This window comes from Pantoea sp. C2G6 (genome assembly GCF_051336815.1).
GTDB lineage: Bacteria > Pseudomonadota > Gammaproteobacteria > Enterobacterales > Enterobacteriaceae > Pantoea.
The window spans coordinates 37,985-59,288 of the sequence record NZ_JBGMNJ010000008.1 but is presented as its reverse complement, the minus strand read 5'-3'; the positions used below and the strand labels follow the sequence as shown (position 1 = coordinate 59,288).

The following is a 21,304-nucleotide window of genomic DNA, read 5'->3' as shown; positions in this document are numbered from 1 at the left end:
CTCTACAGCATCGGGATAACGCAGTCAGAGAGAATCAGAACGGTGGGAAAAACGATGGGATGCCAGAGCGTGGCGGTCAGGCGTTAACCGCAGAAGGATGCGCCCCTTTCAGGGCGAAAAGGGCGCATCGCGCATCAGCCCGCGGGGAGCTGAGCGCGTAGTCGCGGATTAACGCTGGTAGATAATTTCGACGCCTTCGTCGTCCTCATCATCCCAGTCGTCATCCCACTCTTCATCTTCCACTTCCACCGCGTTTTCAAGGGCTTGCTTGTGGTAATCATCCCACATGAACTCCACTTTTTCCGGCTGCTTCTCTTCAAGCTCCGCTTCTTTCGGGTTGGCGTTGATGAAACTCATCACGTCCCAGCAGAGTTCGTTGACGCCGGTGCGGCTTGCGGCCGAGATCAGGTAGTACTTCCCTTCCCAGCCCAGCGCGTCAGCTACCGCTTTAGCGCGTGACTGCGCCTCTTCTTCGCTGATCAGATCAACCTTGTTGAATACCAGCCAGCGTGGCTTGCTGAACAGCTTGTCGCTGTACTTTTCCAGCTCAGCCAGGATGATGCGGGCGTTTTCAACCGGATCGCTCTCATCAATCGGCGCGATGTCAATCAGGTGCAGCAGTACGCGGCAACGCTCAAGGTGCTTCAGGAAGCGAATACCGAGACCCGCGCCATCCGCTGCGCCTTCAATCAGGCCAGGAATGTCGGCCACCACAAAGCTCTGCTCGCTGTCCATACGGACCACGCCCAGGCTTGGCACCAGCGTCGTGAACGGATAGTCCGCGACCTTTGGCTTGGCGGCTGAAACGGCACGAATAAAGGTCGATTTACCAGCATTGGGTAAGCCCAGCATGCCGACGTCCGCCAGCAGCATCAGCTCCAGTTGCAGATCGCGCTTTTCACCTGGGGTACCCATGGTTTTCTGGCGCGGGCTGCGGTTGACCGACGATTTAAAACGGGTGTTACCCAGGCCATGCCAGCCGCCTTTGCCGACCATCAGTTTCTGGCCGTGGCGCGTCATGTCGCCTAATGTCTCACCGGTTCCCTGATCGATCACCCGGGTGCCGACCGGCACTTTAATCTCAATATCTTTACCGCGCTTACCGGTACAGTCGCGGCTCTGGCCGTTCTGCCCGCGCTCAGCACGGAACGATTTTTCGAAACGATAATCGATCAGGGTGTTGAGGTTTTCGTCAGCGACCAGATAAACGTCGCCGCCATCACCACCATCACCCCCGTCAGGGCCGCCTCTCGGGATATATTTTTCGCGGCGGAAGCTGACGCAACCATTACCGCCATCACCGGCGACGACCAGAATTGTCGCTTCATCAACAAACTTCATTTTTACTCTCCGTCACACAATCGTTCGCAGCACTCTGCAAACGGGTCCGCCAGGGTCTTCTGCGCTGACCAGCGGCGGATAAATCAGGATTGGCTTTCGCCAGTGCGTACATAAAGTGTACAGCAATCTTTTGTGATGCGTCGCTTTTACCGCGACCGAGCGCAGAATGTAAAAAGCCCCGCAGGAGCTGCGGGGCCTTTAATTCGTGCGTTCAGACGTTAAACGTCTGCGTCACGACAACCTTACTCAGCAACGATGCTGATGTATTTACGGTTGTTCGGACCTTTAACTTCGAATTTTACTTTGCCGTCTGTGGTAGCAAACAGGGTGTGGTCACGACCACAACCTACGTTGTTACCCGCGTGGAATTTGGTGCCACGCTGACGAACGATGATGCTACCTGCCAGAACAGATTCACCACCAAAACGCTTAACACCCAGACGTTTTGCATTGGAGTCACGACCATTTCGAGTCGAACCACCAGCCTTTTTATGTGCCATTTGTCAGATCTCCTCTTACGCCGTGATACCAGTGATTTTCACATCAGTGAACCACTGGCGATGGCCTGCCTGCTTACGGTAGTGTTTACGACGACGAAACTTAACGATCTTAATTTTCTCGCCACGACCATGAGCAACAACTTCTGCCTTGATCATACCGCCTGAAACCAGTGGCGCGCCGATTTTCACGTCTTCGCCATTAGCAATCATCAGAACCTGGTCAAACTCAATGGTTTCACCGGTTGCGATGTCCAGCTTTTCCAGGCGAACGGTCTGACCTTCGCTTACTCGGTGTTGTTTACCACCACTTTGGAAAACCGCGTACATATAAAACTCCGCTTCTGCGCTTGCCTTTTAGTTCATCAGGCGGCGCGCTAAATATTCACAATAGGGCGCGAATTCTACGCAAAACTCCAGAAGAAGACAAGAGCACTTTGCACACTCTTGCAGAAAAAAAACACAGGCTGAACGCAACCGTTTCTCAACCAGAAAATTCAAGTACAATCAGTAACAGATTACCTGAACGCTGGCTGGGTAAAAGCACTTACCATGGCAGAGATAACGAGTCATAGCTGAAAAGACGAATGAACTTAGAACAGATTAATGAATTAACCGCACAGGATATGGCTGCCGTTAACCAGACCATCCTCGACCAGCTGGATTCGGATGTCTCGCTCATCAACCAGTTGGGCTACTACATCATCAGTGGCGGGGGCAAGCGTATCCGTCCCATGATCGCCGTGCTATCCGCGCGGGCCATGGGTTACAAGGGCGACCTGCACGTCACCAATGCGGCGCTGATCGAATTTATCCACACCGCCACGCTGCTGCATGACGATGTGGTGGATGAATCCGATATGCGTCGTGGCAAAGCGACCGCGAACGCGGCGTTTGGCAATGCGGCGAGCGTGCTGGTCGGTGACTTTATTTACACCCGCGCCTTCCAGATGATGACCAGCATGGGGTCGCTGCGTATCCTGGCGCTGATGTCGGAAGCGGTAAACGTCATCGCGGAGGGCGAAGTTCTGCAACTGATGAACGTCAACGACCCGGACATCACCGAAGAGAGCTACATGCGCGTGATTTACAGCAAGACAGCGCGCCTGTTTGAAGCCGCTTCGCAGGCCTCGGCGATCCTGGCGGAAGCGACCCCGGAAGAGGAAAAAGCGTTGCAGGATTATGGACGCTATCTGGGAACCGCTTTCCAGTTAATTGACGATCTGCTGGACTACAGTGCCGATGGCGAAACGCTCGGCAAAAATACCGGCGACGATCTGAGCGAAGGCAAGCCGACGCTGCCGTTGTTACATGCGATGCAACATGGTACCCCTGAGCAGGCGAAGATGATCCGTGAAGCGATCGAACAGGGTAACGGACGCCATCTGTTGCAGCCGGTGCTGGAAGCGATGCACCAGTGCGGTTCGCTGGAGTGGACGCGCAGACGGGCGGAACAGGAGGCGGATAAAGCGATTGAGGCTTTGCAAATCCTGCCGGAATCGCCGTGGCGCAGCGCGCTGGAGTCGCTGGCCCATATGTCCGTTCAGCGCGATTTCTGATCCCCGACGGAGCCGCCCAGGCTCCGTTTTTATGATCCTGCTCTCCCCTCCTGATTCGCTCTCATCACTGTTGCAGCGCTTTTGCGTCACATCCCACAGACCCGGTGTGAGATCCAAATATTACTGGAAATTAGTGGAAACTATTTGCTATAAAAAAAGCCATCTTTCCAGATAAGCGTAAAAAGGAAAGTCAACGTCCGCTGGACGACGCAATGACAAGGAAAAGGAGAACAGGTTATGCAAAAAAGGATGGAGGACTGGCATCCCGCTGACATTATCGCCGCGCTGCACAAGCGCGGTATGACGCTGGCGGCGCTGTCACGTGCGGCAGGGTTGAGTTCATCGACGCTGGCTAATGCCCTGACGCGGCCGTGGCCCAAGGGGGAGTGGCTGATCGCTGAGGCGATCAACGTTCATCCTTCTGAGATCTGGCCCAGCCGCTATTACGATCCCGAAACCCACTGTCTGCTCGATCGCAAAAAACGCATCCGATCGCCGGGCGATCAACCCGACAACAGCTGAGATCGTCAGCGCCCTTGCGGCGAAAAAAAACCAGCCCGCACGGGCTGGTTCTTTATGCAGCCAGCGGCGGGATTACTCCTCGCTGACCCGCTCAATGTTGGCACCCATCGCTTTCAGCTTATCTTCGATGTGCTCATAGCCACGATCGATGTGATAAATGCGATCGACAAAGGTGGTGCCTTCAGCAATACAGCCCGCCAGTACCAGACTGGCAGAGGCGCGAAGATCGGTCGCCATTACCTGCGCACCTGACAGCGTGGCTACGCCGTGACAGATTGCCGTGTTGCTCTCGATCTCCGCATGCGCACCCATACGGATCAGTTCCGGGATATGCATAAAACGGTTTTCGAAGATGGTTTCGGTAATCAGGCCCGTGCCCTCCGCCACCAGGTTTAGCAGCGTGAACTGCGCCTGCATATCGGTCGGGAAGCCGGGATGCGGAGCGGTGCGCACGTTAACCGCTTTAGGGCGCTTGCCATGCATATCGAGGCTGATCCAGTCTTCACCGGTTTCGATGTCGGCACCCGCATCACGCAGTTTGGCCAGCACCGCATCCAGCGTATCAGGCTGGGTTTTGTGACAGATCACTTTGCCGCCCGAAATGGCCGCCGCCACCAGGAAGGTGCCGGTTTCAATCCGGTCTGGCAGTACGCGGTAAACCCCGCCACCCAGACGCTCTACGCCTTCGATGGTGATTTTATCGCTGCCGGCGCCGGTGATTTTCGCCCCCAGGGTGTTCAGGAAGTTGGCGGTGTCGACAATTTCCGGCTCCCGCGCCGCATTCTCAATCACGGTCGTGCCGGTCGCCAGCGTCGCCGCGCTCATGATGGTCACGGTCGCGCCTACGCTGACTTTGTCCATCACGATCAGTGCGCCTTTGAGACGGCCGTTGACAGAGGCTTTAACATAGCCCTCCTCCAGCTTGATCTCTGCACCCAGCTGTTCAAGGCCGGTAATGTGCAGGTCAACCGGGCGTGCGCCGATGGCGCAGCCGCCTGGCAGGGAAACCTGGCCCTGACCGAAACGCGCCACCAGCGGGCCTAATGCCCAGATGGAGGCACGCATGGTTTTCACCAGATCGTATGGCGCACAGAATACATCCACCGCACTGGCATCAACATGTACAGAGCCGTTGCGCTCCACTTTCACACCCAGCTGGCTCAGCAGCTTCATGGTGGTATCAATGTCACGCAGCTTCGGCACATTCTGAAGCTCTACCGGCTCTTCAGCCAGCAGGGCAGCAAACAGAATAGGCAGCGCGGCGTTTTTCGCCCCGGAAATGGTTACTTCACCACTTAAACGGGTGGGGCCTTGCACACGAAATTTGTCCATTAACACGGCTCTCAATTAACTAGCTAAAGGTCGGACTCGCCCACGGCGAGTTCACCACGCAGAGGGATCAGAAACCGTTGAGTTTACGGTCACGTGCCCATTCAGCGGGGGTGTAGGTTTTGATGGAGACGGCATGAATGCGGTTATCGGCGATATATTCCATCAGCGGCGCATAGACAGCCTGCTGTTTTTTCACGCGGCTCAGTTCACCAAACAGTTCGCCAACGGCGATGACCTGAAAATGGCTGCCATCATTGCTCATCACATGCACTTCGTCTAAAGGCAGCGCTGCCATCAGCACGGCCTGAATTTCACTGTTTTCCATTGCTCTTAACTTCGCTTGATAATAATAAGGGTGACATAGTAGAGGAAAGCGGCTGACTCTTAAATATGCAAAAGCCCCTGTGTAAAACAGGGGCTTAGCTTAACAACAGGAAATCAGACGCTTTTATCCGCAGAAACAATAATCTGTTGCAGATTGTAAAGCGTAATCAGCGAATGCAGTTTATCGCTGATGCCGGTAAAGCGTGGCGTGATGCCCTGCGCCCGTGCGATTTCACGCAGATGGACCAGCAGGGCAAGACCGGAAGAGTCAACCCGCTCCAGCGCGGCGACGTCGATGGTATCCACATCTTTGATCAGCGTTTCACGCTGCTGCCACAGGCTCAGCAGGGTGTCGCGGTCAAGTTCGCCTTTCAGTGAGAGCGTGCCGGCATCCCGATCCCAGCGTAACGATTCCTGCATTATTGTTGTTTATCCAGCGTAATCGGCTGCGCCGCCGAGCGTTTCAGCTGTGCGGTCAGGCCATCGATGCCTTTGGTACGTAACAGGTCGCTCCACTCATTCTGTTTGGTGGTGATCATGCTCACGCCTTCAGCGATCATGTCATACGCCTGCCAGTTGCCGCTCTGGCTGTTCTTGCGCCACTGGAAATCGAGACGAACCGGCGGGCGGCCATTGGGATCGATAATGGTGACGCGAATCGCGACGATGTTAGCATCGCCCAGCGGCTGCTCAGGCTGAATCTGGTAGCTCTGGCCGTTATAGAGCGCCAGGGCCTGACCATAAGCCTGCGCCAGGTAGTCGCCAAAGGCGCTGAAATAGGCTTCGCGCTGCGCCGGGGTCGCGTCACGGTAGTAGCGACCCAGTACTAACGCGCCCGCATATTTGATCTGCACATAGGGCAACAGCTCCTGGCGTACAATCTCGCGCAGGTAGTTGGGATTCTGCCGGATTTTCGGCTGTTCATTTTTCAGGCGGGTAAAGGTCTTCTGCGCCGCCTCATTCATCAGTTTGTAAGGATTGCTCTGGTCAGCTGCCGCGGCCGTCAGGGGCACAGCGATCGCCAGCATGGCAATCATCATTAAACGTTTAAACATGGTATACCCTCTTTTTTAAGGTTGAGCCGGTACCGCAGGCGCACCACTCTGGCCTTCCTGCGCATCCTTGTTGTCACTGTTCTGCTTGTTGTCGCCGCTCTTATAGAGGAACTGACCAATCAGATCTTCCAGCACCATCGCTGATTTGGTATCGCGCAGCGTATCGCCATCTTTCAGCATCGCCGAGCCCAGTTCAGGATCGTCAAAACCTAAATTCAGCGCCAGGAATTGCTCACCCAGCAGCCCCTGAGTGCGAACCGCCAGCGAACTGGTATCGGAAATTTTATTCGCATACTGATCGCTGATCTCCATTGTGACCCGCGGCAGCAGCGTTTTCGGCTCCAGCTCAATCTCCGTTACCCGGCCAATCACCACCCCGCCAATCTTGACCGGTGAGCTGGCTTTCAGGCCGCCGATGTTGTCAAAGGTGGCGTAGAGCTTCCACGTCGGCTCCGTGCCCATCGACTTTAAATCGGCGACGCGCAGCGCGAGAAACAGCGCGGCAATCAACGCCATAATCATGAAAATGCCAACCCAGATTTCGCTTTTTTTGCTTTGCATTGCATCAATTCCCAAACATCAGTGCTGTCAGCACAAAATCTAACCCGAGTACCGCCAGAGAAGCGTGCACTACGGTTCGCGTTGTCGCGCGACTGATCCCTTCCGAAGTGGGAATCGCGTCATAGCCGTTAAAGAGCGCAATCCAGGTTACCGTGACGGCAAACACCGCGCTCTTGATAATGCAGTTCACCACGTCGCTGCGAAAATCCACGGCGTTCTGCATGGTGGACCAGAAGAAACCGGGATCGATCCCCTTCCAGCTCACCCCAACCAGCGCGCCACCAGCGATGCCGACCGCGGTAAAGATCAGCGCCAGCAGTGGCATGCTGATGAAGCCCGCCCAGAAACGCGGCGAGACCACGCGGCGCAGCGGGTCAACCGCCATCATCTCCATGCTGGAGAGCTGTTCCGTGGCTTTCATCAGGCCAATCTCCGCCGTCAGCGCCGATCCCGCACGCCCGGCAAACAGCAGCGCGGTCACCACCGGCCCCAGTTCACGCAGTAGCGACAGCGCCACCAGCATGCCGAGGCTGGTCTCTGCGCCATAGGTGGTCAGCACCAGATAGCCCTGCAAACCCAGCACCATGCCGATGAACAGACCGGAAACCACAATAATGAGGAGCGACAGCACGCCAACGCTATAGAGCTGTTTAATCAGCAGCGGCCAGTGTCTGCGAAACGCGGGTTTGCCAACCAGCGCATGAAACAGCATTAATCCTGCGCGGCCAAAGCTGGCGCACGTTTCAATTCCCTGACGACCTAGTGACGCCAGCGCCTTCAACACCATCTGCTTAGTTACTCCCTGAGCCGGTTAAATCCGCGAGATAGTCGCCGGCAGGAAAACGGAAGGGAACCGGACCATCCGCTTCGCCATCAATAAACTGACGGACGCGGGGATCGTTGTTTTCGCGCAGTTCCGGCGTGGTGCCGTGCGCGATAATTTTTTGTCCGGCCACGATATAGGCGTAGTCCGCAATACTCAGCACTTCCGGGACGTCGTGCGACACCACAATACAGGTCAGGCCCAGTGCATGGTTGAGTTCATCGATTAATTTTACCAGCACGCCCATGGTGATGGGATCCTGTCCGACAAAAGGTTCGTCAAACATGATCAGTTCTGGTTCAAGCGCAATCGCACGCGCCAGCGCCACACGCCGTGCCATCCCACCCGACAGCTCAGCCGGTTTCAGCTGAGCGGCGCCACGCAGGCCGACCGCCTCCAGCTTCATCAGAACCGTGCTATGCAACAGGGGTGGCGGCAGACGAGTGTGTTCACGCAGCGGCCAGGCGACGTTTTCATAGACCGTTAAATCGGTAAACAGTGCGCCTGACTGGAACAGCATGCTCATCTTTTTACGCGCTTCATACAATTTAGCGCGCGACAATGAGGGAATATTTTCACCCCGGAAAAAGATTTCGCCGCTGGTCGGCTGGAGTTGTCCGCCAATCAGGCGTAGCAGCGTGGTTTTCCCGATCCCCGACGGTCCCATTATCGCCGTCACTTTGCCTTTTGGCACAGTCAGCGAAATGTCGTCGAAGATTTTGCGATCTCCGCGCGAAAAACTCACGCCCCGAACCTCAACCAGATTCGTTTGCTGCTGGATCATTATTACCTCGTGCCAGGATCGGGCGTAAACATGGGGTTCAGATGTTAGCCTGTTCAGGCGTGATTCTCGATAGCTTTACAGAAACTTACCGCTAAGATTTGGCGAAAATGGTCATTAAATTTACTTTTGCCGTCCAGACGGTCAAAATCAGCGCCTGTCTCGCCAAACAGAACCTGAAACCGGTCAGCTATATAGATGCCGGACAGGGTTTTTATGCAAGGATTTTTCATGTTCGTAGCTTCTGCACTGTTGATTATCGGTTTGCTTTTGCTGGCTTATGGAGCCGATCGTCTGGTGTTTAGCGCCTCAATACTCTGCCGATCGCTGGGCATTCCGCCGCTGATCATTGGCATGACCGTTGTCAGCATCGGCACCTCGCTGCCCGAGATGATCCTCTCCTTCTCCGCCGCGCAGCATGGCCAGATGGATCTTGCTGTCGGCACCGCGCTGGGCTCGAATATTACCAACATTTTACTGATCCTGGGGGCGGCTGCATTAATGCATCCCCTGAGCGTTCATTCGAATCTGATCCGCCGCGAACTGCCGCTGATGTTGCTGGTGACGCTGCTCAGCGGTTTTATGCTGTTTGATAATCAGCTTAGTCGACTGGATGGGATCGGGCTGATCGTTATCGCCGCGATTTATCTGCTGGTGGTGATCCGCATTGCGCGCCAGGCAGAACGGGACAACAACGATACGCTGACCCGCGAGCAGCTGGCGGAGCTGCCGCGTGATGAGAGCGGCAATACGGTGGCCTTTCTCTGGCTGGCGGTTGCCCTGATTATTCTGCCGATGTCGACACGGATGGTGATCGACAATGCCACGGTGTTTGCCGACTACTTCGGCGTCAGCGAACTGGTGATGGGGCTGACGCTGATTGCGGTGGGCACCAGCCTGCCCGAGCTGGCGACGGTGATCGCTGGCGCGCTGAAAGGCGAAGATGATATTGCGATCGGCAACCTGATCGGCGCCAACATTTATAATATTGCCATCGTGCTGGGCCTGCCGGCGCTGATCCATCCCGGCCATATCGATTATCATGCCTTCGCCCGTGATTACTGGGTGATGCTGGGCGTCAGCGTACTGTTCGCCCTGCTCTGCCTGTTACGCCGCCGCCGCGTGGGTCGTACGGCGGGCACCCTTTTACTCTGTGGTTTCTTCGTCTGGGTGACGCTGCTGTGGATGCAGCCGGCATTCATGGACGGCTAACAAGGACTGATTCACTATGTCATATCAGCAACCAACAGCATTTGATTTCCAGCAGGCGGGCAAAACGGTTCTGCGCATTGAGCGTGAAGGGCTGGAACAGCTCGATCAATATATCAATGACGATTTCGCCCGCGCCTGCGCCCTGATCTACGCCTGTCAGGGTAAAGTGGTAGTGATGGGGATGGGCAAGTCGGGTCACATCGGTAAAAAAATGGCGGCCACCTTTGCCAGTACCGGTACGCCCGCGTTTTTTGTCCATCCGGCCGAAGCCAGCCATGGCGATCTCGGCATGGTAGGGAAAAATGATGTGGTCATCGCCATCTCCAACAGCGGTGAGTCAAATGAGATCCTCGCGCTGATTCCGGTGTTAAAACGTCAGCACATTGCGCTGATCTGCATCACCGGACGGCCTGACAGCGCCATGGGCCGGGTAGCCGACGTGCATCTCTGTGTTCATGTGCCGCAGGAGGCGTGCCCGCTGGGTCTGGCTCCGACCACCAGCACCACCGCGACGCTGGTGATGGGCGATGCGCTGGCGGTTTCCCTGCTGGAAGCGCGCGGATTCACGGCGGAGGACTTTGCGCTCTCCCACCCCGGCGGCGCGCTGGGCCGCAAGCTGCTGCTGCACGTGGCTGACATCATGCACAGTGGCGATGAACTGCCGCACGTCACGCGCGACGCCTCACTCCGCGACGCGCTGCTGGAGATCACCCGGAAAAACCTGGGGCTGACGGTGATTGTCGACGATCTGATGAAGATCGAAGGTATCTTTACCGATGGGGACCTGCGCCGCATCTTTGATATGGGCATCGACTTTCAGCGCGCCACCATCGGCGAGGTGATGACGCCAGGCGGCATCCGCGTGCGGCCAAATATGCTGGCGGTTGAAGCCCTGAATCTGATGCAGACCAAAAACATTACCTCGATTCTGGTGGCCGATGACGACCACCTGCTCGGTGTGGTACATATGCATGACATGCTGCGCGCTGGCGTAGTCTGAACAGGAAGAGAAAATGCAACAGGCAACCTGCCCGATTGAAACCTGCTATGGCCCGGTCAGCGCCGAGGTCATGACGCGCGCCAGCCAGATCCGCCTGCTGATTTGCGACGTCGACGGCGTCATGTCCGACGGGGTGATCTACATGGGCAACAATGGCGAAGAGCTGAAGGCGTTCAACGTGCGTGACGGCTATGGCATCCGCTGCCTGCTGACCTCAGAGGTGGAAGTGGCTATTATTACCGGCCGCAATGCCCGTCTGATGGAAGATCGCTGCAAAACGCTCGGCATCCGTCATCTTTATCAGGGACAATCGGATAAGCTTTTGGCCTATCGCGAACTTCTGGATAAACTGTCTCTTTCCGACGAGCAGGTCGCCTATATTGGTGATGACCTGATCGACTGGCCGGTCATGGCAAAAGTGGGATTAAGCGTAGCAGTGGCGGATGCACATCCGGTGCTGCTGCCGCGCGCGCACTATGTCACGCGCATCGCCGGTGGACGCGGTGCGGTACGTGAAGTATGCGACCTGATCTTAATGGCGCAGAACAAATTTGAGGATGCCAAAGGGCAATCAGTATGAGTAAAAGCAGGCGTTGGATAACGCTGATTCTGACCTTGATTGCACTGGTTTTGATCGGCTGGAATCTTACCAACCAGGATGACGATGACTCGCAGGCCGGCAGCAACACGCAGGCACCGACCTATACCAGTGCCGATTCACACACGGTGGTGTACAACCCGCAGGGTGCGCTGTCATACAAACTGGTCTCTGACAAAGTGACCTATTTCTCCGATGACGAGCTGAGCTGGTTTGAAAATCCGGTCATGACCACTTTTGATGAGAACAAGGTGCCGACCTGGACGCTACGCGCGGACAAAGCAAAGCTCACCAAAGATCGTATGCTCTATCTGTATGGGCATGTGGAACTGAACACGCTGACGCAGGACTCTCAGCTTGAGCGGATCAAAACGGATAACGCGCAGATCAATCTTGTCACTCAGGACGTCGCCTCTGACGACCAGGTGACGTTGTATGGCCGCAGTTTTAACTCCACCGGCATGAAAATGCGCGGCAATTTACGGACAAAAAACGCCGAGTTAATCGAAAAGGTCAAAACCTCTTATGAAATTCAAAATGAACAAAAATAGCCTGAAGTTTTTGCTGACCAGCCTGCTGCTGGCCACCAGCGTTCCGGCGCTGGCCCTGACCGGTGACTCGGACAAACCCGTAAATATCGACTCGCAGAACCAGGCGCTGGATTTACAGGGCAACGTGGCGACCTTTACCGGCAATGTCATCGTGACCCAGGGCTCGATCAAAATCACGGCGGATAAAGTGGTGGTGACTCGTCCGGGCGGCGACAGCAAAAAAACCATCGTCGATGCCTATGGTAATCCCGCCACCTTCTATCAGATGCAGGACAGCGGCAAACCGGTGCAGGGCCATGCGTCAAAACTGCACTATGAACTGGCCAACGATTTTGTTGAACTGACCGGCAACGCCTTTATTGAGCAGCAGGACAGCAATATCAAAGGCGATCGCATTACCTATCTGGTGAAAGAGCAGAAGATGCAGGCTTTCAGCCAGGGCCAGAACAAGCGTGTCACCACCGTGCTGGTGCCGTCGCAACTTCAGGATAAAGGTTCGTCCACCAGCGGAAAGAAGAGTAACTGATAGCTATGGCTACATTAATCGCAGAAAACCTGGCGAAGGCCTATAAAGGCCGTCGCGTGGTAGAAGATGTCAGTCTCCAGGTTAAATCCGGCGAGATTGTCGGCCTGCTGGGGCCAAACGGTGCCGGTAAAACCACTACGTTTTACATGGTGGTGGGCATTGTGCCGCGCGACGCGGGCCGGATTATCATTGATGATGAAGACATCAGTATCCTGCCGCTGCATGCGCGTGCGCGTCGCGGCATTGGCTATCTGCCGCAGGAGGCGTCGATTTTCCGTCGCCTGAGCGTCTACGATAACCTGATGGCGGTATTGCAGATCCGTGACGACCTCACCGAAGAGCAGCGTCAGGATCGTGCCAGAGAGCTGATGGAGGAGTTTCACATCGAGCACCTGCGCGACAGCATGGGCCAGGCCCTCTCTGGCGGTGAGCGCCGCCGTGTTGAGATTGCGCGCGCGCTGGCCGCCAATCCTAAATTTATTCTGCTGGATGAGCCCTTCGCCGGTGTCGACCCGATCTCGGTTATCGACATCAAGAAGATCATCGAGCACCTGCGTGACAGCGGTCTTGGGGTGTTAATCACCGATCACAACGTGCGTGAAACCTTAGCGGTGTGTGAACGCGCCTATATCGTCAGTCAGGGTCACCTGATTGCCCATGGCACACCCAATGAAATTCTTGCGGATGAGCAGGTTAAACGGGTTTATTTGGGTGAAGAGTTCAGACTCTGATAAGGTAGCGCTAATACCGATGTTTACCTGGGAACTACCATCCTGTCTATGAAGCAAGGTTTACAACTCAGGTTCAGCCAACAGCTGGCAATGACACCGCAGTTGCAGCAGGCGATTCGTCTGCTGCAACTCTCTACGCTTGAATTGCAGCAAGAGCTACAGCTTGCACTGGAAAGTAATCCGCTGCTTGAGCAGACCGATCTGCATGATGAGATCGATTCACGGGAGTCGCCGGAAGCTGAGGCGCTGGATACCCGCGAAGCGCTTGAGCAGAAAGAGATGCCCGACGAATTGCCGCTGGACGCCACCTGGGATGAGATTTACACCGCGGGCACGCCTTCCGGCACCGGCACCGATTATCAGGATGATGAGTTACCGGTTTATCAGGGCGAAACCACCCAGTCATTGCAGGACTATCTGATGTGGCAGGTGGGACTGACACCCTTTAGCGACACCGATCGCGCCATTGCCACCTCAATCGTCGATGCGATCGACGATACCGGGTATCTCACCGTTTCGCTTGATGAGATCCTCGACAGTATCGGCGACGACGAGCTGGAAGTGGATGAAGTTGAAGCGGTGCTGAAGCGCATCCAGCGGTTTGATCCGATTGGGGTGGGTGCCCGCGATCTGCGTGACTGTCTGCTGGTTCAGCTGTCGCAATATGCCCCGGAAACGCCGATGCTGGCGGAAGCGCGCTTAATTGTCAGCGAGCATCTCGACCTGCTGGCGAACCACGATTTCCGCAGTCTGATGCGGGTGACGCGCCTTAAAGAAGAGGTGCTGAAAGAGGCGATGCTGCTGATTCAGTCGCTGGACCCGCGTCCTGGTCAGTCGATCAACACCGGCGAACCGGAATATGTGATCCCCGATGTGCTGGTGCGTAAAGTTGGCAGCCGCTGGACGGTGGAACTCAACGCCGACAGTCTGCCACGCCTGAAGATCAACCAGCACTATGCGGCGATGAGCGGCGCGACACGCAACGACAGCGACAGTCAGTTTATTCGCAGCAATTTGCAGGAGGCGCGCTGGCTGATCAAAAGTCTGGAGAGCCGCAACGATACGCTGCTGAAGGTGACACGCTGTATCGTTGAGCAGCAGCAGGCCTTTTTCGAGCAGGGCGAAGAGTTTATGCGGCCGATGGTGCTGGCGGATATTGCTCAGGCGGTTGAGATGCATGAGTCGACCATCTCCCGCGTCACCACGCAGAAATATCTGCACAGCCCGCGTGGCATCTTTGAACTGAAATATTTTTTCTCCAGTCACGTCAATACGGAAGGCGGCGGTGAAGCCTCCTCTACCGCGATTCGTGCCCTGGTGAAGAAATTAATATCGGCGGAAAATCCAGCCAAACCCTTGAGCGACAGTAAACTGACCTCCATGTTATCTGATCAGGGGATCATGGTGGCCCGTCGTACCGTCGCCAAATACCGCGAGTCTTTATCCATCCCGCCATCGAACCAGCGTAAACAGCTGGTTTGACAGAAATGAGAAGGAAGACCTATGCAGCTGAACCTCACCGGGCAAAATGTTGAAATCACCGCACCTCTGCGCGATTTCGTCAGCGGTAAATTTGCCAAACTGGAACACTATTTTGAACATATCAATCAGGTCTATATTGTCCTGAAGGTCGAGAAGGTCACGCAGGTGGCCGATGCGACGCTGCACATCAACGGCGGCGAGCTGCACGCCACGTCGGAAGCGGAAGATATGTATGCGGCAATTGATGGGCTGATCGATAAGCTCTCCCGTCAGCTGACCAAACACAAAGATAAACTGAAAAAACACTAACCTTCACGCAGCTACGCGCGCCTGGCGCGCGCAGAGCCGACAGGATGGGGCGGATGATCCGCCCCGTTTTGTCATCTGAGCAAGCGTCGCCTCTCCTGAGCATCAGGCGGCGCTGGCGGTGAATGGCCCGGTGAACTCGCAAGTGAAACGAAAATGAACAACGATCTCACACTGGAATTGAGCACAGTGCTTTCGCCTGACTGCACCCGCAGCGGCGTCCACTGCCAGAGCAAAAAACGCGCGCTGGAAATCATCAGCGAACTGGCCGCGAAGCAGCTCAACCTGCCGCACCAGACGCTTTTCGAAGCGATCCTGACCCGTGAGCGCATGGGCAGTACCGGCATTGGCAGCGGGATCGCCATCCCGCACGGCAAACTGGAAGAGGATACGCTGCGCGCTGTGGGGGTGTTTATCAGCCTGGAGCAGCCGATTGCCTTTGATGCCGTCGATAATCAGCCGGTCGATCTGCTGTTTGCTTTACTGGTGCCGGCTGACCAGTGCAAAACTCACCTGCATACCCTTTCACTGGTGGCGAAACGGCTGGCGGATAAAACGGTCTGCCGTCGTCTGCGTGCGGCGCAGAGCAGTGAAGAGCTTTATGCCATTATTACAGAAGAGCAGTCAGAGCAGTAACACGTCTTTACCGGCCGGGTGTCGGTTTTAAAACGGGAGAAGAGGTCATGGTGCTGATGATCGTTAGCGGTCGTTCAGGCTCGGGAAAGTCAGTGGCGCTTCGCGCGCTGGAAGATATGGGATTCTACTGCGTCGATAACCTGCCGGTGGTGCTGTTGCCGGAGCTGGCGAATTCGCTGGCGGAGCGCAATATTTCGGCGGCCGTCAGTATCGACGTGCGTAATATGCCTGAATCCCCGGAAGTGTTTGAAACCGCGCTGAATAACCTGCCCGACTCATTTTCACCTCAGCTGCTGTTTCTCGACGCCGATCGCAACACGTTGATCCGCCGCTACAGCGATACACGCCGTCTGCACCCGCTTTCCAGTAAAAATTTATCGCTGGAGAGCGCCATTGATGAAGAGAGCGACCTGCTGGAACCGCTGCGTTCACGCGCCGATCTGATCATCGATACCTCGGAGATGTCGGTACATGAGCTGGCCGAAATGCTGCGGACCCGTCTGCTGGGCAAGCGTGAGCGTGAGCTGACCATGGTGTTTGAGTCGTTCGGCTTTAAGCACGGCATCCCTATCGACGCCGACTATGTGTTCGACGTGCGCTTTCTGCCTAACCCGCACTGGGACCCCAAGCTGCGTCCGATGACCGGCCTCGACCGCCCGGTGGCGGCGTTTCTGGACCGCCACACGGAAGTGCATAATTTTATCTACCAGACGCGCAGCTATCTTGAACTCTGGCTGCCGATGCTGGAAACCAATAACCGCAGCTATCTTACCGTGGCTATCGGCTGCACCGGCGGTAAACACCGCTCGGTCTATATCGCAGAACAGCTGGCGGATTACTTCCGCTCGCGCGGTAAGAATGTACAGTCCCGCCATCGTACGCTGGAAAAGCGCAAATCATGACCGTCAAACAAACCGTTGAAATCAAAAACAAGCTGGGCATGCATGCGCGGCCCGCGATGAAACTCTTTGAGCTGGTGCAGAGCTTTGATGCTGAAGTGCTGCTGCGTAACGAAGCCGGGACGGAAGCTGAGGCCAGCAGCGTGATTGCGCTGCTGATGCTCGATTCGGCGAAAGGCGGGCATATCGAAATCGAAGCCAGCGGACCAGAAGAGATCCCGGCGCTGGCTGCGGTAATTGAGCTATTCGAAGCGGGTTTCGATGAGGATTAACCGCTAATCCAGCCGGTTACGCTGTAAAAACCCCTCGCCGCCCAGCTGGCGCATCTGCCGCAGTATCCACTGCTGCCGCTGCCGGACATAACCAGATGGCGCGGCGGCGCGGTAGCGGATCGGATTAGGCAGCACCGCCGCCAGCAAAGCGGCGTCCGCCGCGGTCAGGCGGCTGGCTGGCTTGTGGAAGTAGCGCTGAGAAGCCGCTTCAACGCCAAAAACGCCGGGCCCGAATTCGGCAATATTGAGATAGACCGTTAGAATACGCCGCTTGCTCCAGACCGTCTCAAGTCCGACCGTCAGACCCGCTTCCAGTCCTTTACGCACCCAGCTGCGCCCATCCCAGAGAAACAGATTCTTTGCCGTTTGCTGTGACAGCGTCGACGCGCCGCGCATCCGGCTATCGCTGTTATCCAGTACAGATTCAATCGCCGCCACATCGAAGCCCCAGTGCGTCGGAAACTTTTGATCCTCGGAAGCGATCACCGCCAGCCCCATCCAGGGGGAAATCTCATCGTGCCCTACCCAATCCGAGTGCGCCACGTAGCTGAAGTCGCCGCGTAACCAGGCGCCGATCTGACGCTCAGCCATCACCGCCGAGAACGGCACCGGTAAAAACGAAAAGAGTAAAATCCCTGCCAGCCATACGCCCAGCCACGTCAGGACAATCCAGCCAGCGATACGTTTAAAACGCTTAACACGCTGCCCGACGCTTCCTTTATGCTTGCTCATCAAATCTTCCCACACTTGTTTCAGGCGTTAATCAATTAGTCGCGTAATTACCGCGAAAAAAATGCGCACACGGCTATTATCGGTGAAATCAGCCGCACTGTTTCCAGACTTCAGGCACTTATTTTGCATCAATATGCAGCAACAGATCGAATGACTTCAAGCACTTCCATAAAAAAGGAATCGGTTCCATTAGTTGTGGATTTTTGACACCTTTCCAGATAAAGCGCCAGTAATGGATAATGTGTCGCCATATCAATCATTCAAAAAACTTAACTGTCATATTTATTTGTACCTGAATATTCTCCGTTATTAATCAGAATTATCCAGGCGATGTATAAATTAGCAGCACTCATGCTATTTCAGAACCGGCTATCTGACCCGATTCAGACCCTCTTTATCCCGCCTGGCAGAATCCCTCCAGAGTGGAAGGCAGAGATTCTTTTTTACCATTCCGAAAGGTTTTGGATGATTCATGTCATTTCCGGTTCCGGGCGTGCAATATCAGGGTGTTAGCCGCATTACTCTCAGGGCCAGAAACGCGGCCTGGTTTGATCTTGTCGGGGATCAATTTCAGGGTGAACCGATGCCAAAAGCGCACAAAAAATGAGAGATTCGGTTAAAATAACGGCAATGCAGCGCGGAAAATGATTCCTTGCTTGACTGTGTTGGCAAATTAATGTTTTCTGTATTTAAACGCTGCTCCACATCACACATTTTAATGAATCTTGTCGCATGAGAAGATGAATTTGCTAAGGTGATGAAACAGAGCGTTATCCAATACCCGGTGGCTGCATTTATTACTCAAATCATAGCAGCCACCACGTTTTCCCTGGTGTTGGCGCAGTATTCGCGCACCCCGGCCTCGGCTGGGGTCATTTTTTTTCAGCGAGTCACTTTTCCTGCTTAGCTACCCAGTCGCGCAATACCTGCACATCATGTCGCCACTCCTGTTTCAGTTCGTCAATCCACTCGGTCACATTGTCCCACCATGCCGGTAATTCCGGGCTCTGGATCTGTTTAGCCAGCAGTTGCAGACGCTGTAAGCCGACGGAACCCGCCGCACCTTTGATTTTATGCCCCTCTTCCGCGATGCCTTTCTGATCGCGTGCCATCAGATTCGACTCCAGCACCGCAAGGTAGCCCGGCATCATCTTTTCAAACATCGTCAGGCTTTGGGTGATCAGGCCAGGGCCGACCAGCTCGATATACTGTTCCAGCATCGCGACATCCAGCAGGGTCGCGGTTTTATCCTCAGCGACCGCAGGCGTTTCCGCTGCCGACTCCGCCTGATGGTCCCAGTATTTTTTGATCATCGCCGTCAGCGCCGGTACGGCCAGCGGCTTGCTGAGCACATCATCCATCCCGGCGTCGAAATACTCTTTTTTGTCTTTGAGGACGTTGGCGGTCAGCGCCACCAGCGGAGGCAGGTCCGCTCCCTGATGCTGCTGGCGAATCGCCCGTGAGACATCCAGCCCGGTCATGTCAGGCAACTGAATGTCCAGCAGCACCAGATCAAACTCCAGCGGGTCAAACATCGCCAGCGCCTCGCTGCCGGTCATCGCGACTTCCACGCTGCAACCCAGCTTCTCCAGTACCGAGCGTGCGACAATCACATTCAGCTCAATGTCCTCAACCAGCAGCACATGAAGCGCAGGCAGTGGCAGGCTATCGTCCACCCCTTCATCTTCCACCTCTTCCGCAATGCGCGGCGCTTTGACCTCGACGGTAAAGCAGGAGCCCTGCCCTGGCGCGCTCTGGACGCGAATATCGCCGCCCATCGCCTGAGCCAGCCGGCGCGACACCGCCAGACCAATGCCGGTGCCGGTGGCCGGTTTACCGCCATGCTGATCTTTCACCTGATAGTACATGGCAAAAATCTTGTCCTGCTCCTCCTGACGGATCCCCATGCCGGAATCCTGCACTTCAAAGCGCAGCGTCTCGTCCTGCTCATACGCGACCCGCACCACGATCTCACCCTGCTGAGTGAACTTGACGGCATTGCCAATCAGGTTCCAGAGGATCTGCCGCAGACGGGTGCCGTCGGTGGAAATCATATGCGGCAGCGGCAGTTGCGGTGCCAGTACGAACTTCAGTCCTTTGGGCTGCGCCAGCAGACCGGAGAGGTTCTCTAAATCGGCGAGGAAACCGGTGAAGTCGAGCGGCTGATTATCGAGCTGGACTTTACGCCGCTCGATTTTGTCGACCTCAATCACATCATTGAAGATGTTGCCCAGCGTGATGGCGGAGACGTGGATGGTTTTGAGGTATTTCAGCTGCTCCTGATTCAGATCGGTGTCGAGCAGAATGCGGCTCAGGCCGACGATGCCGTTAAGCGGCGTACGCAGCTCGTGGCTGATCGTCGAGATAAAGGTGGTCTTTTCCCTGCTGGCGTTCTCTAACGCGTCCTGGTAGCGCTTACGCTCGGTTATATCGCGGCCAAAGCCCATCAGCCCGCTGCGCTTACCCACGCGGTCGTAATAGGGCACTTTGCGGATCTCAAAGCAGGCTTTGCGGCCATCGGGATATTGCAGCCACTGCTCGTAGGTCAGCGAAACGTTATGCCGGAACACTTTCTCGTCGGTTTCCAGTACCTTGGTCGCGGCTTCGTCGTCATAAATATCGCGTGGCGTCAGGCCAATCAGCTGTTTTTCGCTTTTGCCGGTCAGCAGCTCCATCGCACGGTTACAGCCGGAGAACTGCTTATCAATGTTGCGATAGAAGACCAGATCGGGCGAGGCATCGAGAAAGGAGCGCAGGAAAGAGGATTGCTGTTCCAGCTCAATCTGCGCCTGTTCGCGCCGCGTCACCTCTTCCCGCAGCTTATCCATCACCTGCTCGCGAGCCTGCTCCGCTTTTTTACGATCGCTGATCTCCTGATTCAGCTGCGTAATGGTCTCTTTCATCTGCTGGTTCAGCTCCAGATCGCGGGTACGCATCTCTTCCAGCTTATCCACCAGCCGGGCCAGTCGTTGCCTGGACTCCTCCAGCTGATCGACCACCACCGACAGGAAATAGACCGCCCAGGGCGTGATCAGCAGCCCGAAGAAGACCGAACGCACCATATCAATACTTTCGACATGGCCACGCAGCACCATGGTGACGGCCATCTGGACAATCATCGCCAGTACCACCAGCGCCGAGGCTAACAGCAGCGAGAAGCGCACCAGACCCAGCTTGACCATCAAATCAACGTAATACTGTGCCAGCAGACGAATTTGTTTCATAACAACTCCCTGGTAGAGAAACAGCCTCATCATAGCGCAGTTGGCCCGCTGGCGTCGTCGCAGGTCGAGCGGCAGAGGGTGATTCAGTGCGCGTTTATGGTGCATTCCGCTGCGCGTGCAGGCAGGGTCGGGGGAACGCGGTTAAAACCCTTGACTGATTGTGGCAAATGAATAATCTGTAATGCCGCCAGCAGAGCGGCAGACTCACTGCATGGCCTTTTTTCAATATCCTGGCAACGTCCGTTGGCGCAGGCCTCTCCTGTTATATGAATATCCATTCATCTTTAATGCTGTTTTAAGCATGCACCTCCTGATTAATTTTTCTTATAACCCTGTACAG

Annotated in this window: 26 protein-coding genes; 13 read left to right on the top strand and 13 right to left on the bottom strand. The window is 55.5% G+C overall.

Annotated features, from left to right (window positions below; genetic code table 11):
- Positions 1-168: 168 nt before the first annotated feature.
- The 3 genes from cgtA to rplU all read right to left on the bottom strand — a co-directional run bounded on the left by cgtA (position 169) and on the right by rplU (position 2,168).
- A complete protein-coding gene (cgtA, locus tag ACCW71_RS12425) occupies positions 169-1,341 on the bottom strand; it encodes an Obg family GTPase CgtA (protein WP_436371760.1) in 1,173 nt (390 codons plus the stop codon).
- A 242-nt stretch (positions 1,342-1,583) separates the two neighbouring features.
- On the bottom strand, positions 1,584-1,841 hold the full coding sequence (rpmA, locus tag ACCW71_RS12420) for a 50S ribosomal protein L27 (RefSeq protein ID WP_063878150.1): 258 nt from the start codon (positions 1,839-1,841) through the stop codon (positions 1,584-1,586).
- Between the two features lie 15 nt (positions 1,842-1,856).
- Positions 1,857-2,168 (bottom strand): 50S ribosomal protein L21, encoded by a 312-nt coding sequence (rplU, locus tag ACCW71_RS12415; RefSeq protein ID WP_008925416.1) that lies wholly within the window; start codon positions 2,166-2,168, stop codon positions 1,857-1,859.
- 257 nt (positions 2,169-2,425) lie between these two features.
- Here rplU and ispB point away from each other — a divergent pair, with 257 nt between their 5' ends.
- The gene (gene ispB / locus ACCW71_RS12410) at positions 2,426-3,397 is read left to right on the top strand and encodes an octaprenyl diphosphate synthase (RefSeq protein ID WP_436371757.1); all 972 of its coding nucleotides are present in this window, start codon (positions 2,426-2,428) and stop codon (positions 3,395-3,397) included.
- A gap of 237 nt (positions 3,398-3,634) precedes the next feature.
- Entirely contained in the window at positions 3,635-3,919 is a 285-nt protein-coding gene (locus tag ACCW71_RS12405) for a helix-turn-helix domain-containing protein (protein ID WP_436371755.1), read from the top strand.
- 72 nt (positions 3,920-3,991) lie between these two features.
- Here ACCW71_RS12405 and murA read toward each other — a convergent pair whose 3' ends face one another.
- From murA to ACCW71_RS12365, 8 genes are all read right to left on the bottom strand, one after another.
- Entirely contained in the window at positions 3,992-5,251 is a 1,260-nt protein-coding gene (gene murA, locus ACCW71_RS12400) for a UDP-N-acetylglucosamine 1-carboxyvinyltransferase (RefSeq protein ID WP_436371753.1), read from the bottom strand.
- A gap of 67 nt (positions 5,252-5,318) precedes the next feature.
- Positions 5,319-5,576, bottom strand: a complete 258-nt coding sequence (gene ibaG / locus ACCW71_RS12395) for a BolA family iron metabolism protein IbaG (protein WP_009092456.1) — start codon at positions 5,574-5,576, stop codon at positions 5,319-5,321.
- A 113-nt stretch (positions 5,577-5,689) separates the two neighbouring features.
- Entirely contained in the window at positions 5,690-5,995 is a 306-nt protein-coding gene (mlaB, locus tag ACCW71_RS12390) for a lipid asymmetry maintenance protein MlaB (protein ID WP_436371751.1), read from the bottom strand.
- On the bottom strand, positions 5,995-6,630 hold the full coding sequence (gene mlaC / locus ACCW71_RS12385; RefSeq protein ID WP_436371749.1) for a phospholipid-binding protein MlaC: 636 nt from the start codon (positions 6,628-6,630) through the stop codon (positions 5,995-5,997). Before mlaC ends, mlaB begins: the two co-directional genes overlap by 1 nt.
- Positions 6,631-6,645: 15 nt before the next feature.
- Complete coding sequence (gene mlaD, locus ACCW71_RS12380) at positions 6,646-7,191, bottom strand: outer membrane lipid asymmetry maintenance protein MlaD (RefSeq protein ID WP_436371747.1); 546 nt, start codon at positions 7,189-7,191, stop codon at positions 6,646-6,648.
- A gap of 4 nt (positions 7,192-7,195) precedes the next feature.
- Complete coding sequence (gene mlaE / locus ACCW71_RS12375; protein WP_436371745.1) at positions 7,196-7,978, bottom strand: lipid asymmetry maintenance ABC transporter permease subunit MlaE; 783 nt, start codon at positions 7,976-7,978, stop codon at positions 7,196-7,198.
- A 4-nt stretch (positions 7,979-7,982) separates the two neighbouring features.
- On the bottom strand, positions 7,983-8,798 hold the full coding sequence (mlaF, locus tag ACCW71_RS12370; protein ID WP_436371743.1) for a phospholipid ABC transporter ATP-binding protein MlaF: 816 nt from the start codon (positions 8,796-8,798) through the stop codon (positions 7,983-7,985).
- A gap of 53 nt (positions 8,799-8,851) precedes the next feature.
- Complete coding sequence (locus tag ACCW71_RS12365; protein WP_436371741.1) at positions 8,852-9,028, bottom strand: hypothetical protein; 177 nt, start codon at positions 9,026-9,028, stop codon at positions 8,852-8,854.
- Here ACCW71_RS12365 and ACCW71_RS12360 point away from each other — a divergent pair.
- From ACCW71_RS12360 to npr, 11 genes are all read left to right on the top strand, one after another.
- Positions 9,027-10,007 (top strand): calcium/sodium antiporter, encoded by a 981-nt coding sequence (locus ACCW71_RS12360; RefSeq protein ID WP_436371739.1) that lies wholly within the window; start codon positions 9,027-9,029, stop codon positions 10,005-10,007. The genes ACCW71_RS12365 and ACCW71_RS12360 overlap by 2 nt on opposite strands.
- Positions 10,008-10,023: 16 nt before the next feature.
- Complete coding sequence (kdsD, locus tag ACCW71_RS12355; RefSeq protein ID WP_436371737.1) at positions 10,024-11,007, top strand: arabinose-5-phosphate isomerase KdsD; 984 nt, start codon at positions 10,024-10,026, stop codon at positions 11,005-11,007.
- Positions 11,008-11,020: 13 nt separating this feature from the next.
- Positions 11,021-11,587: a 3-deoxy-manno-octulosonate-8-phosphatase KdsC gene (gene kdsC / locus ACCW71_RS12350; RefSeq protein WP_436371735.1), complete on the top strand. Its 567-nt coding sequence runs from the start codon at positions 11,021-11,023 to the stop codon at positions 11,585-11,587.
- The gene (lptC, locus tag ACCW71_RS12345) at positions 11,584-12,156 is read left to right on the top strand and encodes an LPS export ABC transporter periplasmic protein LptC (protein ID WP_436371733.1); all 573 of its coding nucleotides are present in this window, start codon (positions 11,584-11,586) and stop codon (positions 12,154-12,156) included. Before kdsC ends, lptC begins: the two co-directional genes overlap by 4 nt.
- Positions 12,131-12,682, top strand: coding sequence for a lipopolysaccharide ABC transporter substrate-binding protein LptA (gene lptA, locus ACCW71_RS12340; protein ID WP_436371731.1), 552 nt, complete (start codon positions 12,131-12,133; stop codon positions 12,680-12,682). The genes lptC and lptA overlap by 26 nt, the downstream gene beginning before the upstream one ends.
- A gap of 5 nt (positions 12,683-12,687) precedes the next feature.
- Positions 12,688-13,413 carry an LPS export ABC transporter ATP-binding protein gene (lptB, locus tag ACCW71_RS12335; RefSeq protein WP_003851107.1) on the top strand — a complete coding sequence of 242 codons (726 nt, stop codon included), beginning with the start codon at positions 12,688-12,690 and terminating at the stop codon, positions 13,411-13,413.
- A gap of 48 nt (positions 13,414-13,461) precedes the next feature.
- A complete protein-coding gene (gene rpoN, locus ACCW71_RS12330) occupies positions 13,462-14,895 on the top strand; it encodes an RNA polymerase factor sigma-54 (protein WP_436371729.1) in 1,434 nt (477 codons plus the stop codon).
- 21 nt (positions 14,896-14,916) lie between these two features.
- Positions 14,917-15,204, top strand: coding sequence for a ribosome hibernation promoting factor (gene hpf / locus ACCW71_RS12325; protein WP_436371727.1), 288 nt, complete (start codon positions 14,917-14,919; stop codon positions 15,202-15,204).
- Between the two features lie 153 nt (positions 15,205-15,357).
- Positions 15,358-15,837, top strand: coding sequence for a PTS IIA-like nitrogen regulatory protein PtsN (ptsN, locus tag ACCW71_RS12320; RefSeq protein WP_436371725.1), 480 nt, complete (start codon positions 15,358-15,360; stop codon positions 15,835-15,837).
- Between the two features lie 47 nt (positions 15,838-15,884).
- The gene (gene rapZ, locus ACCW71_RS12315; protein WP_436371723.1) at positions 15,885-16,739 is read left to right on the top strand and encodes an RNase adapter RapZ; all 855 of its coding nucleotides are present in this window, start codon (positions 15,885-15,887) and stop codon (positions 16,737-16,739) included.
- Positions 16,736-17,008 carry a PTS phosphocarrier protein NPr gene (gene npr / locus ACCW71_RS12310; protein WP_436371721.1) on the top strand — a complete coding sequence of 91 codons (273 nt, stop codon included), beginning with the start codon at positions 16,736-16,738 and terminating at the stop codon, positions 17,006-17,008. The genes rapZ and npr overlap by 4 nt, the downstream gene beginning before the upstream one ends.
- 3 nt (positions 17,009-17,011) lie before the next feature.
- Here the strand turns inward: npr and mtgA are convergent, their stop codons facing one another.
- Together mtgA and arcB are read right to left on the bottom strand one after the other, a co-directional pair.
- Positions 17,012-17,740 carry a monofunctional biosynthetic peptidoglycan transglycosylase gene (gene mtgA / locus ACCW71_RS12305; protein ID WP_436371719.1) on the bottom strand — a complete coding sequence of 243 codons (729 nt, stop codon included), beginning with the start codon at positions 17,738-17,740 and terminating at the stop codon, positions 17,012-17,014.
- 890 nt (positions 17,741-18,630) lie between these two features.
- Positions 18,631-20,964 (bottom strand): aerobic respiration two-component sensor histidine kinase ArcB, encoded by a 2,334-nt coding sequence (arcB, locus tag ACCW71_RS12300; RefSeq protein WP_436371717.1) that lies wholly within the window; start codon positions 20,962-20,964, stop codon positions 18,631-18,633.
- Between the last annotated feature and the right edge of the window lie 340 nt (positions 20,965-21,304).

Coding starts and splice junctions, on each gene's coding strand:
- kdsD (WP_436371737.1), top strand. CDS start 10,024: ATGTCATATCAGCAACCAACAGCATTTGATTTCCAGCAGGCGGGCAAA.
- ispB (WP_436371757.1), top strand. CDS start 2,426: ATGAACTTAGAACAGATTAATGAATTAACCGCACAGGATATGGCTGCC.
- mlaB (WP_436371751.1), bottom strand. CDS start 5,995: ATGCAGGAATCGTTACGCTGGGATCGGGATGCCGGCACGCTCTCACTG.
- ACCW71_RS12405 (WP_436371755.1), top strand. CDS start 3,635: ATGCAAAAAAGGATGGAGGACTGGCATCCCGCTGACATTATCGCCGCG.
- ACCW71_RS12365 (WP_436371741.1), bottom strand. CDS start 9,028: ATGAAAAATCCTTGCATAAAAACCCTGTCCGGCATCTATATAGCTGAC.
- rpoN (WP_436371729.1), top strand. CDS start 13,462: ATGAAGCAAGGTTTACAACTCAGGTTCAGCCAACAGCTGGCAATGACA.
- hpf (WP_436371727.1), top strand. CDS start 14,917: ATGCAGCTGAACCTCACCGGGCAAAATGTTGAAATCACCGCACCTCTG.
- mlaC (WP_436371749.1), bottom strand. CDS start 6,630: ATGTTTAAACGTTTAATGATGATTGCCATGCTGGCGATCGCTGTGCCC.
- lptC (WP_436371733.1), top strand. CDS start 11,584: ATGAGTAAAAGCAGGCGTTGGATAACGCTGATTCTGACCTTGATTGCA.
- mlaD (WP_436371747.1), bottom strand. CDS start 7,191: ATGCAAAGCAAAAAAAGCGAAATCTGGGTTGGCATTTTCATGATTATG.
- rapZ (WP_436371723.1), top strand. CDS start 15,885: ATGGTGCTGATGATCGTTAGCGGTCGTTCAGGCTCGGGAAAGTCAGTG.
- rplU (WP_008925416.1), bottom strand. CDS start 2,168: ATGTACGCGGTTTTCCAAAGTGGTGGTAAACAACACCGAGTAAGCGAA.
- lptB (WP_003851107.1), top strand. CDS start 12,688: ATGGCTACATTAATCGCAGAAAACCTGGCGAAGGCCTATAAAGGCCGT.
- ACCW71_RS12360 (WP_436371739.1), top strand. CDS start 9,027: ATGTTCGTAGCTTCTGCACTGTTGATTATCGGTTTGCTTTTGCTGGCT.
- npr (WP_436371721.1), top strand. CDS start 16,736: ATGACCGTCAAACAAACCGTTGAAATCAAAAACAAGCTGGGCATGCAT.
- rpmA (WP_063878150.1), bottom strand. CDS start 1,841: ATGGCACATAAAAAGGCTGGTGGTTCGACTCGAAATGGTCGTGACTCC.
- murA (WP_436371753.1), bottom strand. CDS start 5,251: ATGGACAAATTTCGTGTGCAAGGCCCCACCCGTTTAAGTGGTGAAGTA.
- ibaG (WP_009092456.1), bottom strand. CDS start 5,576: ATGGAAAACAGTGAAATTCAGGCCGTGCTGATGGCAGCGCTGCCTTTA.
- arcB (WP_436371717.1), bottom strand. CDS start 20,964: ATGAAACAAATTCGTCTGCTGGCACAGTATTACGTTGATTTGATGGTC.
- ptsN (WP_436371725.1), top strand. CDS start 15,358: ATGAACAACGATCTCACACTGGAATTGAGCACAGTGCTTTCGCCTGAC.
- mtgA (WP_436371719.1), bottom strand. CDS start 17,740: ATGAGCAAGCATAAAGGAAGCGTCGGGCAGCGTGTTAAGCGTTTTAAA.
- mlaE (WP_436371745.1), bottom strand. CDS start 7,978: ATGGTGTTGAAGGCGCTGGCGTCACTAGGTCGTCAGGGAATTGAAACG.
- kdsC (WP_436371735.1), top strand. CDS start 11,021: ATGCAACAGGCAACCTGCCCGATTGAAACCTGCTATGGCCCGGTCAGC.
- cgtA (WP_436371760.1), bottom strand. CDS start 1,341: ATGAAGTTTGTTGATGAAGCGACAATTCTGGTCGTCGCCGGTGATGGC.
- lptA (WP_436371731.1), top strand. CDS start 12,131: ATGAAATTCAAAATGAACAAAAATAGCCTGAAGTTTTTGCTGACCAGC.
- mlaF (WP_436371743.1), bottom strand. CDS start 8,798: ATGATCCAGCAGCAAACGAATCTGGTTGAGGTTCGGGGCGTGAGTTTT.